Below are 17,217 nucleotides of genomic sequence, written 5' to 3'. Positions count from 1 at the left end.
CTCGGTTTCGCGGGAAAAGGTAGAGATTAGCCGTTCGCAGGAACGCCGGCAGCCGAGCCCGCATTCTGCGTGCGGGGGCCGGCCTGGTTGGCGCTGCAGGCGCGGGCGTATTCGCCCAGGCACAGGCCGATGCGGTGCTGCACCAGGGCGGTGGGGGTGTTGGCCAGGCTGCCCTCGCGCACGGCGCGGTACTGCTCCGGCAGGTGCTGGCTGAGCAGTACCAGCGGCGGCGCGTGCTGTTCCAGGTTGGCGAACAGGGTCTGCACCGCCTGCACCAGCGCCGGCTCGCCCCAGTAGTAGCGGCAGCGGTCGCTGAAGGAGTAACTGCGCAGCAGGCGAAGCGTGGCGTCATCGCCCTGGTAGTAGGACTGCCAGTATTTCGGCTGCGCCAGCATCACCTCGTCCAGCACCTGCGGCAGGCGCGAGCACTGCGCGGCCGGCAGCAGCTCGGCCTCGATCGCGGCCAGCGCGAACAGCGCCTCGCGATAGGCGAAGGTGGCGGCCGGGCCGACCTTCAGGATGGCGAAGTGATCGCGCACCAGTGCATGCAGGCCGCTTTCGCGCTGGTAGTCGGTGGAATGCGCTTCGAACACGATGCGCGGCTGCTGTTCGAGGAAGCCGGCCAGCGTGCTGGCGGCGGTCGCGTCGTACTCGTGCACGCTGCTGTGGTCGAAGTCCACGCCCGGCTGCACCACCATCGCGATCACGCGCTGCCACGCGTCGCGCAGCTGCGGCGTGTCGAACGCCTGCTGGTGGATGGCCAGGGTCTGTGCGGCGGCGGCCGGCGTGGTTACCTGCAGGCCTTCGGCCAGCGAGGCTTCGCCACCGGGAATCGGCACTTCGGTACCGATCACGTAGACCGGCGGCGGCAGGCCGTGCTCGGCGGCGGTACGTTCGGCGATCTCGGCCAGCTCGGCCGAACGCGCGGCGACGATGGCATCGGGCAGCGGCACCGGGTCATCGGCGCAGGACATGCTGCAGTCCAGGTGGATCTTGTGGAAGCCGGCGGCGACGTAGGCTTCGATCAGCACGCGCGCGTGGGTCATCGCTTCGGCGGCCGGGCGCTTCTGCCAGGCATTCGGGCCGAGGTGGTCACCGCCCAGGATCAGCCGTTCGCGCGGGAAGCCTTCCTCATCGGCCAGCGTGCCCACGTAATCGCGGTACTGCGGCGGGGTCATGCCGGTGTAGCCGCCGAACTGGTCGACCTGGTTGGAGGTGGCCTCGATCAGCAGCACGGTGCCGTGTGCCAGCGCCACGTGCATGGCCGCGCGCAGCACCTGCTCGTTGCTGCAGCAGACGCTGTACAGGCCGACGTTGGCACCGGCGCGGTGGGAGGCAAGCAGGGTCTGCAACGGGGACATGGTCAGGCTCCGGACATCAGGAAAACGAGGGTTGGCAGGCGAGCAGGGCAGCACCACGTGCGCCACCGGCATCGCCGAAGCGTGGCGGCACGATCGGTGGCACCTGCACACCCTTGAACAGATGGGCGGCGATGGCGTCGGGCAGTTGCTGGTACAGCGGCGCGTACTGCGAAAGACCGCCGCCGAGCACGATCACGTGCGGGTCCAGCGCCAGCACCAGCGCGGCCAGGCTGTGGCCGAGCAGGTCGCGATGGATGTCCAGCGCCTTGCGCGCGCGCGCATCGCCGGCTTCGGCCAGCGCGATCACCGCGCTGGCGTCGGCGGCGCTGCCACCGAGGTGACGCTCGATCATCGCCACGCCACTGCCGGACACATAGCGCTCCACGCAGCCCTGCAGGCCGCAGGCGCAGTCGATCAGCGACAGGCCGTGGCGCTGCAGCAGATGACCGGGCACGCTCCAGTGGCCCCATTCGCCGGCCAGCCCGTTGAAACCGGACAGCAGGCGGCCGTGCAGGCAGAAGCCACCACCCGCGCCTGTGCCGAGGATGGCGCCGAACATGCTGGGGTAGCCGTCAGCGGCACCGCCGTGTGCTTCCGACAGGGCAAAACACTGCAGGTCGTTACCGAAATGCAGCGGCCGCTGCAGGCGCGCCTGCAGGTCGGCCGCCACGCTGTGGCCGGTCAACGCCGGCACGTTCGCGCTGAGCTGGCGGCCGCTGCGGCGGTCGCGCACGCCGGGCAGGGCGATGCCGATCGCCGCATCACTGCGGCCCAGCGCGGCATCGGCCTCGGCGACCAGGGTCACCACCGCCTGCAGGAAACCGTCGTAGTCGCCCTGCGGCGTGGCCACGCGGCGGCGCCAGGTGACCTGCATCGCCGCATCGCACGCCACCAGCTCGATCTTGGTGCCGCCGATGTCGATGCCGTAGCAGGCGTGGGCGATCAGCTCAGCCATGGTGGATGGTGACGCCCTTGACCACGCGGTTGACGGTGCCGTCCGGGAACGGGTTGTCCGGGGTCAGGCCCAGCGCAGCCGAGCGCTGCAGCGCGAACAGCTGCGCGAAGCCCAGCCACACCGGTGCCAGCCAGGGATCATCCAGTGCCGGTACGGTGAGGGTGTACTCGTCGTCGGCGCCGATGTCCGAATGCGGGCCGATTGCCAGCACCTGGCCGGCCACGCCATCGCGGCGCAGTTCTTCCAGCAGGTCCTGTTCGTAGCGGCGCGCCAGTGGCTGCACGCTGCGCAGCACCACCACCAGGGTGTTGCCATCCAGCGTCGACTTCGGACCATGACGGAAGCCCAGCGGGGTGTTGGCCAGCGCCAGCACGCGGCCGGCGGTCAGTTCCAGCACCTTCAGCGCGCACTCGCGTGCCAGCGCTTCCAGCGGGCCGCTGCCGAGGTAGATGATGCGGTTGAACGGGCGCTGTGCCAGCGCCGCCACCGGTGCATCCCACTGCGCCTGGCCTTCGCGGGCCAGCGCGGCGATCTGCTTCAGGCGCGCCACACGCGCATCCCACGGCGAGCGGTCGAACACGGTCAGTGCGGCCAGCAGCATGCAGGTCAGGCTGCTGGTCATGGCGAAGGCGCGGTCGCAGCTGGCCGACGGCATCAGCAGGGTGCAGGTATCGGCACGGCCGGCGCCACGACGGGCCAGTTCGCCATCGGCATTGCAGGTGATGTCGAGGAAGCGCGCGTCATCCACGTCGCTGCGCACGCGGTCCACCGCCGCCACGCTTTCCGGGCTGGAGCCGCTGCGGCCGAACGAGACCAGCAGGGTCGGGCGCTCGCGCTGCAGGTACAGCGCCGGGTGGGTCAGCAGGCTGGTGGTATGCACCACGCGCACATCGGCCGGCCATTGCGCGTTGATGGCATCGGCCACCATTTCGGCAATGAAACCGGAGCTGCCGGCGCCGGTGAACAGCACGCGCTGGTTGGGATCGTTGAGGCTGTCGCCGAGGAAGGCCTGCAGGCGGTCGCGGGCACGCGACAGGTCCTGTGCGAGGGCTTCCCACAGCGCAGGCTGCTGGGCGATTTCGGTAGCGGTATCGGCTCCGCCAAGGCGCTGCCAGGCGGACACATCGGAAAGCAGGGTGACGTCCATTCGGAGGTTCCAGTTGGGCCAGCGCACCATCTGCGTTTTCTTTCGAAATGTCAAATAGCGAAAGTAAAAAGAAAGAAAATGTGACGCCGACTTCGCTCCGCCCAGAGCACGTCGGAAAACGCAAGAATCCGCCGGATGCCGTATCGCACAATGCTTAACAGGCGTCTGCAAGCGATTACACAAAGTATTGCGGCGCAGCAACTTTCGTTTCAATGAAATATATCTTCCTTTTTCCTTTCAATTTGTTGACATCTTTCGAATCGCTGCCCTAGAGTCGGCCCAATCGCTTTCGAAACGCCCGGTGAACGGGTTGGGAGTCCGCGTGGAAAACTGCGTTCGTCGCTCGCCGCTGGTGCTGGCCCTGCTGCCGGCATTGATGCTGGCGTCCATGCCGGCCCAGGCCGAGCCGGTCGGCAACCTGCGTTCGGTTGCCGCCAGCGCCAGCGGCGACGGCGTGCAGGGCTGGGACCTGCAGACCGACAAGGGCGCGCGCATCCGCATCGAACTGCCGGCCACCGACATCATCCGCGTGCAGGCTGGCCGCAACGGCACGCTGACCGGTGCCGGCGACAAGGCCGCACCGATCGTGCTGCCGCAGCCCAAGGCGAACGTACAGGCGCAGCTGGAAGAAGACGCACAGGAAATCCGCGTGCGCACCGATGCACTGGTCCTGCATGTACAGCGGCAGCCGCTGCGCATGCGCCTGGAACGCCTGGACAACGGCCAGCCCACCGCGCTGTGGCAGGAACTGCAGCCGCTGGACCTGGATGCCACGCAGAGCGTGCAGGTGCTGTCCTCGCAGGCCGATGAAGGCTACTTCGGTGGCGGCCAGCAGAACGGCCGTTACCAGTTCAAGGGCCGCGAGCTGGACGTGTCCTACTCCGGCGGCTGGGAAGAGGGCGACCGCCCCAGCCCTGCACCGATGCTGCTGAGCAGCCGTGGCTGGGGCATGCTGCGCAACACCTGGAGCGATGGCAGCTACGATCTGCGCGAGGCCGACCAGGCCACGCTGCTGCACCGCGAAGACCGCTTCGATGCCTATTACTTCGTCGGTGCCGACCTGCCGAAACTGATCGAGCGCTACACCCAGCTGACCGGCCGCCCGAACATGGTCGCGCGCTGGGCGCTGTCCTACGGCGATGCCGATTGCTACAACGACGGTGACAATGCCAAGAAGCCCGGCACCGTGCCCGAAGGCTGGAGTGACGGCCCGACCGGCACCACGCCGGATGTGATCGACTCGGTGGCCAAGCAGTACCGCGCCAACGACATGCCCGGTGGCTGGATCCTGCCCAACGATGGCTACGGCTGCGGTTACAAGAAGCTGCCGGAAACCGTGCAGGGCTTGGCCAAGTACGGCTTCCGCACCGGCCTGTGGACCGAGAACGGCGTCGACAAGATCGCCTGGGAAGTGGGCAAGGCCGGCAGCCGCGTGCAGAAGCTGGACGTGGCCTGGACCGGCAAGGGCTACCAGTTCGCGATGGACGCCAACCGTCAGGCGTTCAACGGCATCCTCGACAATTCCGATTCGCGCCCGTTCCTGTGGACGGTGATGGGCTGGGCCGGCATCCAGCGCTACGCCGTAGCGTGGACCGGCGACCAGAGCAGCAGCTGGGATTACATCCGCTGGCACGTGCCGACCCTGGTCGGTTCGGGCCTGTCCGGCATGGCCTACGCCAGTGGCGATGTCGATGCGATCTTCGGCGGCAGCGCCGAAACCTTCACCCGCGACCTGCAGTGGAAGGCGTTCACGCCGGTGCTGATGGGCATGAGCGGCTGGTCGTCGAACGCACGCAAGCACCCGTGGTGGTACGACGAGCCCTATCGCAGCATCAACCGCGATTACCTGAAGTTGAAGATGCGCCTGACCCCGTACATGTACGGGCTGGTGCAAGAGGCCGCGCAGACTGGTGCACCGCCGGTGCGCGGCCTGATGTGGGACAACCCGCGCGACCCGCATGCGCAGGATGAAACCTACAAGTACCAGTTCCTGCTTGGCCGCGACCTGCTGGTGGCGCCGGTGTACCGCAGCCAGGCCGCCAGCCGTGGCTGGCGCCGCGACATCCACCTGCCGGCAGGCGGCTGGATCGACTACTGGGATGGCCGCCGCGTGCAGGCCGGCGCCGACGGCCGCCAGCTCGACCGCCAGGTGGACCTGGCCACGTTGCCGGTGTTCGTGCGTGCCGGTGCGATCCTGCCGATGTACCCGTCGATGCTGTTCGACGGCGAGAAGCCGCTGGATGAAGTGACGTTCGACCTGTACCCGCAGGGCGAGTCGCAGTACACGCTGTACGAAGACGATGGCAACACGCGCCGCTACCAGCAGGGTGAGTCGAGCACGCAGGTAATCCGCGTGCAGGCGCCGGCGCAGGGCAGTGGCCCGGTGCAGGTGCAGATCGATCCGGTGCAGGGCCAGTACAACGGCCAGCTGGCGCAGCGTCGTTATGGCCTACGCGTGCTCAGCCGCCAGGCGCCGCGTGCGGTGCAGGCCGGTGGCCGCGCGTTGCCGGCGCTGGCCGATGCGGCGGCGTTCAACGGTGCGGCTGAAGGCTGGTACTTCGATGCCAAGGAGCGCCGTGGCACGCTGCACGTGCGTACCGCTACCCAGGACATCCGCCAGCCGCTGCAACTGCAGCTGGACTTCGCGGTGGCCACTGCGGCCACCGACGATGCCTATCCGGCCGCGCCGGTGCTGGGCCGCGAACTGCCGGCCGACAGCCTGCTGGTGGTTAACCGCCCGGCCGAAGAGCCTGGCCATGCGCTGGAAAATGCCTTCGACGACGATCCGGCCACCTGGTTCCGCAGTGTGCGCAACCAGGCCGTGCGCACCGGTGCGCATGAGTGGGTGATCGGCTTCGGTGAGCGCAGGATGATCGACGGCATCGACATCGCGCCGCGCAACGACAAGAACTGGAAGCACGGCCAGGTGCGCGACTACGAGGTGTACCTGGGCGACAGCAATGGCGAGTGGGGCGAGCCGATCGCACGTGGCCGCCTGCAGTTGAAGGAGGGCGTGCAGCGCATCGCGTTCCCGGCCCATGCCGGGCGCCTGCTGCGCTTCCGTGTGCTGAGCGTGCAGAACCCCGAAGGCGACGGCGCCAGCAGCACCGACCCGATGGTCACCGCCGCACAGGGCAGCGCCCGCGCATTCGATGCACTGCAGCCACGCGACGTCGGCCCGATCGCCTTGTCTACCTTCCACATCCTCGAACACCAGGAACCGGAGCGACCGGCCCGGCAGCGCTATCTCTCCGAGCTGCCGGTGCCGGCCGCGCTGGCCAGCCAGGTGCGCACCGACCAGTCCTTCCGTGGCGACGCCGGCATGCGCATGAACGGCCTGCAGTTCCGCCGTGGCCTGGGCGTCGGCGCCAACAGCCGCATCGACCTGCGCCTGCAGGGCGGCTGGCACCTGCTGCGTGCCGACCTCGGCATCGACGACGCCTGCCGCACCGCCGGTGGCCTGCAGTTCCAGGTCTGGGGTGACAACCGCCTGTTGTATGACAGCGGCCTGGTGAAGGCACCCGGCGTGGTCAAGCCGGAGCTGGACATCCGGGGCCTTTCCACCCTGAGCCTGCGCACGCTGGGTGCGCAGGGCAGTCAACCCGCCCAGGTCTGCGCCAACTGGGCCAATGCCGTACTGATCGGCCAGGAGGGCGACTCCGCCAGCATCGTCGCCCCATGACCCCCTCGTAACACCGCTCCTCCCCCCGCCCATTCCGACTACGGCCCTCGTGGCCGTGGCCCGGGAGCGTTTTGCCCGCCGAACGCCCACGCGCTCACTTATTGCGCTGCACCCCTGCCAGGAGAGAACCCCGATGTTGCCCGCCCGCCACCACCGCCCCCCCTGTCGTTCGATCGCTCCGCTGTCGCTGGCCATCGCCGGCGTGCTGCTGTCGGTCGCCGTTCCTGCCTTCGCCCAGGAGAGCAAGGATAAGGCCACCGACCTGGCCCGCATCGAGGTCACCGGTTCCAACATCCGCCGCACCGACGTGGAAACCGCCTCGCCGGTGCAGGTGATCAGCAAGCAGGACATCCAGAACATGGGTGCGCGCACGCTGCTGCAGGTGCTCGACAACCTGCCGGCCGCCCGCCCGGCGCAGCAGGACGCGCGTTCGCTGTTCACCGGTTCCGATGGTGCCTCGCAGGCCAACCTGCGTGGCCTGGGTGCCCAGGGCACGCTGGTGCTGCTGAACGGTCGCCGCCTGTCGTACTACGGTGCACCGGCCGGCTTCCAGACCCAGTTCGTCAACATCGATGCGATTCCGGCCGCAGCCATCGAGCGCATGGAAGTACTGACCGACGGCGCCTCGGCGGTGTACGGCACCGACGCGGTGGCCGGCGTGATCAACGTGATCACCAAGCGCAACTTCCAGGGGGCCGAGGTCAGCTTCACCAACGACACCTCTTCGCGCATCGACTCCTACGGCGAACGCCAGGCCAGCATCACCGCCGGCTTCGGTGACCTGGCCGAGAACCGCTTCAACATCTACGGCGCGGTGAACATGTACCGCCGCGACGCGATCCCGCTGAGCGATTTCTACGACAAGCGGCCCGACCAGTACTACGTCAACAATCCGAACTACCTCAACAACCTGCGCCTGGGCGTGGGCAGCAAGCCGGGTGAATTCAATCCGGGCACTTACTTCGCCTTCGATCCAGTCACCGGCCGCCGCGTGCAGGAAGCTGCGCCGGGTTGCCGGAACGTGCTGACCAGTGAAGCGGCCGGTCCGCGTTGCGTCTGGGAAACCTGGATGAACAACGAGATCGACGCTGGTGCCAAGTCCGAGCGCAACACCGCCTACCTCAACGGCACCTTCCTGGTCGGTGACAGCACCGAGATCTTCGCCGAGGCGACCTACACCGACATCGACCTGCGCGCCAACGGCGGCACGCCGCGTACCTACGGCACCACCACCGGCAACCCGACCAGCTGGTTCTCGCGCAATACCGGCAACACCGTCAACCAGTTCCTGTACCCGTTCCTGGGCCCGAACAACGAGTACAACCACGCCAGCCCGCAGATGAAGGCGATGATGGGCGGTGTGGTCGGCCTGAATTACCTGCTGCAGGATGCCGGCCCGAACTATTTCGGCCAGCGCAATACCGACAAGAGCTACCGCGTGCTGGCCGGTGCGCGTGGCAACCGGGGCGACTGGAACTGGGAAACCGCGTTCGCCAGCGCTGGCACCCACTCCACCACCTACCAGACGATCAACGTCAACACCAAGGGCTTCGAAAAGGCCTTCGGCCCGTACACGATCGATCCGGGCACCGGCCGCGTGATCATCTCCGACCATCCGGCGTACAAGTTCGGCGAGATCAGCGAAGCCAACGCCGCGCTGATCCGTGAAGCGTTCCCGACCTTCGACATCCAGTCGTGGACCCGCCTGCACACCCTCGACGGCAAGATCGAAGGCCCGCTGTTCCAGCTGCCGGCCGGCGAGATGCGTGCGGCATTCGGCTTCAACGCCAGCCGCGAGACCTTCTACACTCCGGGCAACGCCGACGCCGCCAACGGTCTGATCACCCAGCAGGGCGGTTCCTGGTTCGACGGCAAGCGCAACACCTACGCGTTGTTTGCCGAGACCGTGGCGCCGATCACCGACAAGCTGGAACTGGACGCGGCGGTACGCGTGGACAAGTACCCGAACTTCAGCGCCAACGTCGCGCCGAAGATCGGCTTCAAGTACCAGGCGTTCGATCAGCTGATGCTGCGCGGTACCTACTCGACCGGTTTCCGTGCACCGAGCCTGGCCGAATCCGGCAACGGCGGCGTGTTCGCGCAGCTCGGCGGCTACCGTGACGAGCTGCGCTGCAACGAGACCAACGCCATCGCCAACCTGCTGCTGAAGTCGCAGCGGCCGGGCGATGTCGATCTGGGCAAGACCATGCTGAACGTCGATTGCAGTCGCACCGTGGCACGCATGACCCAGCCGAACAAGGACCTGAAGCCGGAGAAGGCGAAGATCGCCACCCTCGGCTTCGTCTACGAGCCGGCAACCTGGCTGTCGGTGTCGGCCGACTACTGGTTCATCTACCGCGACAATGAAATCGTCGCGCCGGACTACCGCCGCATGGAAGACATCATCTCCTCGTCGCGTTCGCCGATCACCGACAGCGACCGCGCCAACCTGGCGCAGCTGGCGGCGATGTGTGCCGACCCGGCCAGCGGCGTGAACTGCCCGTCGGCACTGCCAGGCTATTCCGCCGGCAACGTGGCCAGCGTGGTGGGCCAGTACAAGAACCGTGGCAAGACGCTGATCGACGGCTTCGACATCGACGCGCGCAGCCGCTTCTCGCTGGGTGACTGGGGCAACCTGAACATCGGCCTGGCTGCCACCATCGCCAACCGAAACCGCTTCTACATGGACGAAGCGAGCGGCTGGTACTACGGCGACGTGGTGGGCTACTACAACAACCCGCGCCTGCGTGCCACGCTCAACGCCGACTGGACCTACAAGCAGGTCACCACCAGCATGTTCGTCAACTATGTGGGCGGCACCAAGTGGGCCACCGACCAGGTCGACGAAAAGAGCAACAACAAGGAAACCTGCACCGGCGGCTACCTGGCCCTGCAGAAGAGCAAGTGCGACGGTGCACCGTCGTGGTGGACCGCCAACATGAGCGTCACCTGGCGCCCGGATGATGCGTGGAATCTGAGCTTCACGGTCAAGAACCTGTTCAACCGCCTGCCGTTCTACGACCCGAACAGCTTCCTGGGTGACTCCAGTGACTACGCAACGATCTTCGGTCGTGGTTACAGTGTGACCATCGGCTACCGGTTCAAGTAATTCCGTTTGCGTGACCTGGCGTGCCGGCTTCGGTCGGCACGCTGCCAAGAGGAGAGATGTTTGCCATGAAGCGTAGGGAATTCATCGCGGCCAGTGCCGCTGTCGCCGCCAGCAGCCTGCTGCCGCAGACCCCGGCGTGGGCACGCGGGCGCAAGGTGCGCCTGGCCATGATCGGCACCGGCATGCGTGGCCTTGTGCTGCTGAAGGAGCTGGTGCGCCGCGACGATGTCGAGGTGGTCGCGCTGTGCGACATCGAACCGATCATGCTCGGTCGCGCCATGGACATGGTGGCCAAGGCCGGCAAGCCGGCCCCGAAGACCTACGGCCAGGACCGCGACACCCATGCGTGGAAGCGACTGCTGGAACAGAAGGGCATCGATGGCGTGATCATCGCCACGCCGTGGGAATACCATGCACCGATGGCGATTGCCGCGATGCAGGCCGGTGTAGCCGTGGGCTGCGAAGTGGTGGCCGGCATCACCCTGCAGGACCACTGGGACGTGCTGAAGACCCAGCTGAGCACCGGTACCCCTTACATGCTGCTGGAGAACGTCTGCTACCGCCGCGACGTGATGGCCGCGCTGCAGATGGTGCGCCAGGGCCTGTTCGGCGAGCTGGTGCACCTGCAGGCCGGCTACCAGCACGACCTGCGCGGCGTTAAGTTCAATTCCGGTGACCCGAACCAGCCCTACGACAGCGGCGTGGAGTTCGGTCCCAAGGGCTGGAGCGAAGCCCGCTGGCGCACCGAGCATTCGGTGGAGCGCAATGGTGAGCTCTACCCCAGCCACGGCATCGGCCCGTGCGCGATGTACACCGGCATCAACCGCGGTAATCGCTTCACCCACATCAACGCCTTTGCGACCAAGGCGCGCGGCCTGCACGAATACACCGTGGCCAAGAGTGGCGGCACCACCCATCCCAGCACCAAGGTGAAGTTCAAGCTGGGCGACATCGTGACCACCACGCTGGCCTGCGAGAACGGCGAGACCATCCTGCTGCAGCACGACACCTCGCTGCCGCGCCCGTACTCGATGGGCTTCCGCGTGCAGGGCACCAAGGGCCTGTGGATGGATGTGAACCATTCGATCCACATCGAAGGCCGCAGCCCGCCGCACCAGTGGGAAGAGTTCAAGAAGTACCAGGACGAGTATGAGCACCCGCTGTGGAAGCAGAATGCCGAGACCGCTTCCAGCGCTGGTCATGGTGGCATGGACTGGTTCGTCATCCACGCGTTTGTCGAGGCGCTGAAGGCCAAGGCACCTATGCCGATCGATATCTATGACGCGGTGACCTGGAGTGCGATCACGCCGTTGAGCGAGCAGTCGATCGCCAACAGCTTCCAGACGCTGGAGTTCCCGGACTTCACCGCCGGTGCGTGGAAGCAGCGTAAGCCGATTTTTGCGTTTGACGGCAAGTACTGATCCGCTCTTGTAGAGTCGAGCCATGCTCGACTGTTTTGAACACAACGCCGGGCCATGCCCGGCGTTGCTGTTTGCGGCGCCCCCTAACAGGCCCATGCTAGGCTCGGCTTCGTGCCCGGCAGTTGATGTCAATCGACAGAGAGGAGCTTGCCTGATGCGCCTGCTGACCTTCACCTGTCCACTTTGCGGCGCTGCCGGGCAGCGATTCCCGCTGCTTTCCGCATCGAGACGGCAGGCGAAGACGGCATGCAGGGGATGTGGCGTGATGCTGCGCTCGGATCCCCGCTTGGGCCTGCACACGCTCTACCTGCTGTATACGCAGATCATCGTGCTGCTGGCTGCATTGCCCATGATCTGGGCCTATGCCTTGGGCCGATGGTTCTGGTTGGCTGTGATCTGGGCCGTGGTGCTGGCGTTGTGCTGGTTCCCCGGCGTGATCAGGCACGCACGAAGTCCGATCATGCGCGCCTGCCGCGATCCGGATTACAGCTACGCGCGCAGGCCGGGTGCTTCCACTACGCGCGCTGCTGCAAATGCTGGGCAGGGTAGCGACGTGCCAGGTGCCAGCCCATGATCCGGCCGATCATTGCCCTCCTGACCGCAAGCCTGGCCGCGTGTGCATCGCACCCAGCCGATGCCGTGCAGTGCCCCGAGGCCACGATCACCTACATCGGCAGTGAAACTGTGGATGCCGTGGTCCTTGGCAGGTTCCAGATCAGTACGGAGGGATCGCAGGCACTACGACTGCCACTGGCCAGCGTGGATCGGCAGGCGCATGCACACGCGGTATCGGCCAATATCCGCGACGAACACGGTCTGGCCTGGCGTCCCTTCAGTGTTGTTCTGGAAGAGCTCAAGCCGCCGGCTGCGGACCTGGTGGTTGCACGTGGTGAGATTGAAACCTTCCTGTACGACGGCAAAGGCGCCTTCCTGCCCGGGGCGGTGCAGAAAGGGCAGGAGCTTTCCATCGTCGTGCGCGATCTTCAAGGTTGCGCACATCGCTCGGTGCCGTTCGCTCCTGAGCTGCGTTGACGTGGAAGCGCAAGCGAGAGGCCCGGAGTGACGGGTACGAGCAGGGGAAGATGGCGCGCCCGGAGGGATTCGAACCCCCGACCAATGGCTTCGGAAGCCACTACTCTATCCGGCTGAGCTACGGGCGCGTTGTAGAACCGCCGCGCCACCGACCAGTGCCGGGGCGGGCATCGCAGCGCCATGAAGCGGTGCGGGACCGGCATTCTATCCAGTTTCGCCGAACAAATCTCCCCCCATGGGCAAAGCGCTGCCAGAGGGGCAGGAGTATCCTATCGTCATGGCTGATACCCCCCTCATTTCGCCGCAGTCGCCGGCGACGCCGCGCTGGCGGCATTACTGGAGTCTGATGCGCGCTGATCGCCCGATCGGCACGCTGCTGCTGCTGTGGCCCACCTGGTGGGCGTTGTGGCTGGCCGCGGGCGGCATGCCGCCCCTGTGGACGCTGTTCGTGTTCACCGCCGGCGTGTGGCTGACCCGCTCGGCCGGTTGCGTCATCAACGACTACGCCGACCGCTGGCTCGACCCGCATGTGGAGCGTACCAAGGCGCGTCCGCTGGCCACCGGTGCGATCAGTGGCCGTGCCGCGCTGGCACTGTTTGCCGTGCTGATGCTGGTGGCGTTCGGCCTGGTGCTGACCCTGAACGGGCTGACCATCGGCCTCAGCTTCATCGGCGTGTTCCTGGCCGCCAGCTACCCGTACCTGAAGCGCTATACCCATCTGCCGCAGGTCTACCTGGGCATGTCGTTCGGCTGGGGCATCCCGATGGCGTTCGCCGCCGTGCAGGGCGAGGTGCCGCTGCTGGGCTGGCTGTTGTATGCCGGCAACATCCTGTGGTCCACCGCCTACGACACCTGGTACGCCATGGTCGACCGCGAGGACGACCTGAAGATGGGCTCGCACTCCACTGCGATCCTGTTCGGTGACCTCGACCTGGTCATCCAGGGCGTGCTGTACGCGCTGTTCCTGGCCACCATGGCGCTGGTAGGCGTACGCGGCGGGCTGGGTGGGTACTACCTGGCCGGCGTGGCGGTGGCCACCGTTCTGGTGGTGTACGAGTTCTGGATCTGCCGCAACCGCGAGCGCGGCCCGTGCTTCAAGGCGTTCCTGCACAACAACTGGGTGGGTGCCGCGCTGTTCGCCGGCATCGCCGTGGACCTGGCGCTGCGTTGAGCCCAAGGTGAGGTAGAGCCGGCCGCTGGCCGGCTGCACCCGTGTGCGATCCCGAGGTTGCCGGCCAGCGGCCGGCACTACCATTCCGCCACCTACGACCAATAGGTGGCTGACAGCCTGCACCCCACCGCCCAGAATCGATCCATCGAACCTGGGAGGGTAGGCGATGGCCTCGACGGCAGCAGTACAGGACGGCTGGATGGCGCGCGCTGCGCTGCGCTCGGCCGCTTGGGCGGAAAAGTGGTTCCCCGATGCGTACGTGTTCGCGGTGCTGGGCGTGGTCATCGTCGCGCTGGCCGCGATGGGCTTCGGCTCGACCCCGCAGGCCACCGCCAGCGCCTTCGGTGATGGCTTCTGGAGCCTGATTCCCTTCACCATGCAGATGGCCTTCGTGGTCATCGGTGGCTATGCCGTGGCCACTGCACCGGTGGTCGCACGCTTCATCGATTTCCTCGCCCGGGTGCCGCGTACCGGCCGTGGCGCGGTGGTGTACGTGGGGCTGGTCAGCATGCTCGCCTCGCTGCTCAGCTGGGGCTTCTCGCTGGTGTTCGGCGGCCTGCTGGTGCGCGCGTTGGCGCGCCGTACCGAACTGCGCATGGACTACCGCGCGGCCGGTGCCTCGGCGTATCTCGGTCTGGGTGCGGTGTGGGCGATGGGGCTGAGTTCCTCGGCCGCGCAGCTGCAGGCCAACCCGGCCAGCATGCCGCCGGGACTGGTCGAGATCACCGGCGTCCTGCCGTTCACCGAAACCATCTTCCTGTGGCAGTCGATCGCGCTGACCTCGGTGCTGATCCTGGTTTCGCTGCTGATCGCCTGGCTGACCGCACCGGCTGCCGGCAGTGCGCGTACCGCTGAGGATTTCCCCGGCGCCGCGCAGGCCGAGCCGGAACCACTGCAGCGCCGCACGCGCCCGGGCGAGTGGCTGGAATACAGCCCGCTGCTGACCGTGCTGCTCTCACTGCTGGCGTTCGGCTGGCTGTTCAACGAGTTCGCCAACAAGCCGGTGGTCACCGCCATCGCCAACCTCAATACCTATAACTTCATGTTCATTTCGCTGGGCCTGCTGCTGCACTGGCGGCCGCGCAGCTTCCTCAACGCGGTGGCCAAGGCGGTGCCCAGCACCACCGGCGTGTTGATCCAGTTCCCGCTGTACGGTGGCATCGCGATGATCCTCACCCATGCTGCCGGCGGCGATGGGCAGACGTTGGCGCACCGGTTGTCGAGCCTGTTCGTGCACGTGGCCAGCACCGATTCGTTCGCGCTGGTGATGGGCGTCTATTCGGCGGTGCTGGGCTTCTTCGTGCCCTCCGGTGGCGGCAAGTGGATCATCGAGGCGCCGTACGTGATGCAGGCCGCCAATGAACTGAAGGCACACCTGGGCTGGGCGGTGCAGGTCTACAACGCGGCCGAAGCGCTGCCGAACCTGATCAACCCGTTCTGGATGCTGCCGCTGCTGGGTGTGCTGGGCCTGAAGGCACGCGACATCGTCGGCTTCACCTTCATCCAGCTGCTGGTGCACATTCCGCTGGTGCTGGGCCTGCTGTGGCTGCTGGGCATGACCCTGGCGTATGTGCCGCCGGTGATGCCCTGAATGCAGGGTTGGCTTCCCTGCGTGAGCCGGGAAGCCAGCCTCGTTCAGCGCGTGTTTCCGGCGGCGAACGCCATGAATGCGTGCACCGTTGACGAAGGCATGAGCACATGTCGAACCCGCATGAATCCTTCAGCCGCTTGTGCCACAAGGGCTTCTGCGCGTTCATTCACAGGCGTACACACAGATGTAGCCGCCCACCCACGCGTGATTAACCATTCGCTGCAGACGATGGCCACGTCCACCGCATTCCGCGAGTGGCTTTGGAGATCGGACATGGCACAGCAGAACCAGAACCCGAACCAGAAGCAACAGGGCCAGCAGAACCAGCAGGATCAGCAGCAGGGTCGTGGCCGTGACCAGCAGCAGCAACAGCAGCAGGAACAGCAGAAGCGCAACCAGAACCAGCAGCAGGGCGGCAACGACGAAGAAGAATGACCGCGCCGTGCATGCGGAGTGACCGGTGAAGCCCCGCCTCGTGCGGGGCTTTGCTTATTCCAGCATGCCGATGCGCTGCAACACCGGTGCCGCCGACATGTCGTTCGGATTGCTGCCGGGCTGATCCTGCGGCACGTCCATGCCCATGCCGCGGTACAGATCAATCCAGTGCTGGGCGATCTGCCCGGTCTGCGGATTGCGGAAGTTCATCGGCTGCAACGCAAATACATGGTGCGCACGGAACGCACGTTCGATGAAGTCCGAGCAGTAGTAGCTGTCCTCGTTCAACACATACGACGTGTTGTACGGCTTGCCCAGCATCGTGCGCGCGGTGGCGACCGCATCCCTGATCGCTGCCTGCTGCGGCGCGCGCAGGCGATAGACCACGATCTGCCGCTGCTTGGCGCGCGCCTCCTGGCGGAATTCGACCAGCGATTGCCGGCGCGATCCTTTCTCGTCTGCATGCAATACCTCCCAGCCCTTCGGCGCGGAAGCGACCAGCGCGACGTGATCGAAGCTGGGCGCGCCCTGCTTGCCGGTGGCATCGTCGATGGCTGCACTGAGACCGCTGCTGCCGGCGGTGACGAACAGCAGGTCGCCTTCGTGGACATCGACGGCCCTCGCCACGGCCGGCCACAGGGCGGGCAGCAGCAGGCCGATCAGGAGCAGGAGGCGATGCATGAGGACTCTCGGACAGGCGGAATGCCGGAATTGTAGGGTGCGCGGTAGCATGGAGCGACCGGACCGGATTCAGGATGAGCCCATGTGTCGATACCGTTCTGCCGCACCGCTGATGCTTGCCTGTGGCGCGGTGCTGGCAGCCTGCGCGCCAGTGCCGCAGGCACCGCAGACCGCGACCGAAGCCTCACCTGCCGCAGCGGCGCCGGCGACCCCCCCCCCCCGCCGAGCCCACAGCTGTGGCTGCACGCGGTGAATGCCTCTACCCGGACTTCGATGCGTTCCTGAAACATTTCGGCAACGAGATCGCGTTGCAGGAAAAGGCCACCGCCGATCCGCTGCTGGACAGCTACATCGATGCCGAGGCCGAGCCGGAACCACGCAAGGTGGAAAGCCGGCTGGCGCGGGCCGATGTCGAGTGGCCGGTGATGCCTGATCCCGCCGCACTGGCCGGGCAGGGCCGCGAAATGCAGGTCAGCCTCCTGGCCGATGGACAGCGGCAGGTGCAGATCCGTACGCCGGACAGCAGCGACCAGCAGACCTATACCTTTGCGCAGGCGCCGTGCTGGACGCTGGTCAAGCGTGAGGATGAGTCGATCTGATGGCTGATCCGGCACAGGCGCGGCGGGCCAGCG

General features: G+C 66.6%; 12 protein-coding genes, 1 tRNA gene and 1 pseudogene. 9 read left to right on the top strand and 5 right to left on the bottom strand.

Annotation, left to right across the window (positions count from 1 at the left end; genetic code table 11):
- Window positions 1-26 precede the first annotated feature (26 nt).
- Genes ACZK13_RS19875 through ACZK13_RS19865 form a run of 3 tightly spaced genes read right to left on the bottom strand, consistent with a single transcriptional unit; the run spans window position 27 to window position 3,463 of the window.
- Complete coding sequence (locus ACZK13_RS19875) at window positions 27-1,361, bottom strand: D-tagatose-bisphosphate aldolase, class II, non-catalytic subunit (RefSeq protein ID WP_125895463.1); 1,335 nt, start codon at window positions 1,359-1,361, stop codon at window positions 27-29.
- Window positions 1,362-1,377: 16 nt separating this feature from the next.
- Entirely contained in the window at window positions 1,378-2,316 is a 939-nt protein-coding gene (locus ACZK13_RS19870; protein ID WP_125895462.1) for an ROK family protein, read from the bottom strand.
- Entirely contained in the window at window positions 2,309-3,463 is a 1,155-nt protein-coding gene (locus ACZK13_RS19865; protein WP_065723642.1) for an SIS domain-containing protein, read from the bottom strand. Before ACZK13_RS19865 ends, ACZK13_RS19870 begins: the two co-directional genes overlap by 8 nt.
- A 322-nt stretch (window positions 3,464-3,785) precedes the next feature.
- Between ACZK13_RS19865 and ACZK13_RS19860 the strand changes: the two genes are divergently transcribed.
- The 5 genes from ACZK13_RS19860 (at window position 3,786) to ACZK13_RS19840 (ending at window position 12,707) form a co-directional block, all read left to right on the top strand.
- Window positions 3,786-7,145, top strand: coding sequence for a TIM-barrel domain-containing protein (locus ACZK13_RS19860; protein WP_253144135.1), 3,360 nt, complete (start codon window positions 3,786-3,788; stop codon window positions 7,143-7,145).
- Between the two features lie 133 nt (window positions 7,146-7,278).
- The gene (locus ACZK13_RS19855) at window positions 7,279-10,254 is read left to right on the top strand and encodes a TonB-dependent receptor domain-containing protein (RefSeq protein WP_253144133.1); all 2,976 of its coding nucleotides are present in this window, start codon (window positions 7,279-7,281) and stop codon (window positions 10,252-10,254) included.
- A gap of 65 nt (window positions 10,255-10,319) precedes the next feature.
- The gene (locus tag ACZK13_RS19850; protein ID WP_253144131.1) at window positions 10,320-11,675 is read left to right on the top strand and encodes a Gfo/Idh/MocA family protein; all 1,356 of its coding nucleotides are present in this window, start codon (window positions 10,320-10,322) and stop codon (window positions 11,673-11,675) included.
- Window positions 11,676-11,829: 154 nt separating this feature from the next.
- Window positions 11,830-12,249 carry a hypothetical protein gene (locus tag ACZK13_RS19845; RefSeq protein WP_006399919.1) on the top strand — a complete coding sequence of 140 codons (420 nt, stop codon included), beginning with the start codon at window positions 11,830-11,832 and terminating at the stop codon, window positions 12,247-12,249.
- Complete coding sequence (locus ACZK13_RS19840; RefSeq protein ID WP_253144129.1) at window positions 12,246-12,707, top strand: adhesin; 462 nt, start codon at window positions 12,246-12,248, stop codon at window positions 12,705-12,707. Before ACZK13_RS19845 ends, ACZK13_RS19840 begins: the two co-directional genes overlap by 4 nt.
- 51 nt (window positions 12,708-12,758) lie before the next feature.
- Here the strand turns inward: ACZK13_RS19840 and ACZK13_RS19835 are convergent.
- Window positions 12,759-12,835, bottom strand: a tRNA-Arg gene (locus ACZK13_RS19835).
- A gap of 149 nt (window positions 12,836-12,984) precedes the next feature.
- Between ACZK13_RS19835 and ubiA the strand changes: the two genes are divergently transcribed.
- The 3 genes from ubiA to ACZK13_RS19820 all read left to right on the top strand — a co-directional run bounded on the left by ubiA (window position 12,985) and on the right by ACZK13_RS19820 (window position 15,904).
- Window positions 12,985-13,878: a 4-hydroxybenzoate octaprenyltransferase gene (gene ubiA / locus ACZK13_RS19830; RefSeq protein WP_253144127.1), complete on the top strand. Its 894-nt coding sequence runs from the start codon at window positions 12,985-12,987 to the stop codon at window positions 13,876-13,878.
- A 166-nt stretch (window positions 13,879-14,044) separates the two neighbouring features.
- The gene (locus tag ACZK13_RS19825; protein ID WP_185749977.1) at window positions 14,045-15,469 is read left to right on the top strand and encodes a short-chain fatty acid transporter; all 1,425 of its coding nucleotides are present in this window, start codon (window positions 14,045-14,047) and stop codon (window positions 15,467-15,469) included.
- Between the two features lie 273 nt (window positions 15,470-15,742).
- Window positions 15,743-15,904, top strand: coding sequence for a hypothetical protein (locus ACZK13_RS19820; protein ID WP_167796845.1), 162 nt, complete (start codon window positions 15,743-15,745; stop codon window positions 15,902-15,904).
- Window positions 15,905-15,958: 54 nt separating this feature from the next.
- On the opposite strand, the gene ACZK13_RS19815 is transcribed toward ACZK13_RS19820, so the two are convergent.
- Window positions 15,959-16,585: a YiiX/YebB-like N1pC/P60 family cysteine hydrolase gene (locus ACZK13_RS19815; protein ID WP_125895558.1), complete on the bottom strand. Its 627-nt coding sequence runs from the start codon at window positions 16,583-16,585 to the stop codon at window positions 15,959-15,961.
- 82 nt (window positions 16,586-16,667) lie between these two features.
- Between ACZK13_RS19815 and ACZK13_RS19810 the strand changes: the two are divergent.
- Window positions 16,668-17,184 (top strand): annotated as a pseudogene (locus ACZK13_RS19810) (hypothetical protein).
- Window positions 17,185-17,217 lie beyond the last annotated feature (33 nt).

Source organism: Stenotrophomonas sp. 99219_Sma (genome assembly GCF_056480785.1).
Note: the sequence above shows the minus strand (reverse complement) of the source record. Positions and strands in the feature narration are given on the sequence as shown.

Excerpts from the sequence above, each read along its gene's own strand:
- ACZK13_RS19850 (WP_253144131.1), top strand. The coding sequence starts at position 10,320 with ATGAAGCGTAGGGAATTCATCGCGGCCAGTGCCGCTGTCGCCGCCAGC.
- ACZK13_RS19815 (WP_125895558.1), bottom strand. The coding sequence starts at position 16,585 with ATGCATCGCCTCCTGCTCCTGATCGGCCTGCTGCTGCCCGCCCTGTGG.
- ACZK13_RS19865 (WP_065723642.1), bottom strand. The coding sequence starts at position 3,463 with ATGGACGTCACCCTGCTTTCCGATGTGTCCGCCTGGCAGCGCCTTGGC.
- ACZK13_RS19845 (WP_006399919.1), top strand. The coding sequence starts at position 11,830 with ATGCGCCTGCTGACCTTCACCTGTCCACTTTGCGGCGCTGCCGGGCAG.
- ACZK13_RS19825 (WP_185749977.1), top strand. The coding sequence starts at position 14,045 with ATGGCCTCGACGGCAGCAGTACAGGACGGCTGGATGGCGCGCGCTGCG.
- ACZK13_RS19840 (WP_253144129.1), top strand. The coding sequence starts at position 12,246 with ATGATCCGGCCGATCATTGCCCTCCTGACCGCAAGCCTGGCCGCGTGT.
- ACZK13_RS19870 (WP_125895462.1), bottom strand. The coding sequence starts at position 2,316 with ATGGCTGAGCTGATCGCCCACGCCTGCTACGGCATCGACATCGGCGGC.
- ACZK13_RS19820 (WP_167796845.1), top strand. The coding sequence starts at position 15,743 with ATGGCACAGCAGAACCAGAACCCGAACCAGAAGCAACAGGGCCAGCAG.
- ubiA (WP_253144127.1), top strand. The coding sequence starts at position 12,985 with ATGGCTGATACCCCCCTCATTTCGCCGCAGTCGCCGGCGACGCCGCGC.
- ACZK13_RS19875 (WP_125895463.1), bottom strand. The coding sequence starts at position 1,361 with ATGTCCCCGTTGCAGACCCTGCTTGCCTCCCACCGCGCCGGTGCCAAC.
- ACZK13_RS19855 (WP_253144133.1), top strand. The coding sequence starts at position 7,279 with ATGTTGCCCGCCCGCCACCACCGCCCCCCCTGTCGTTCGATCGCTCCG.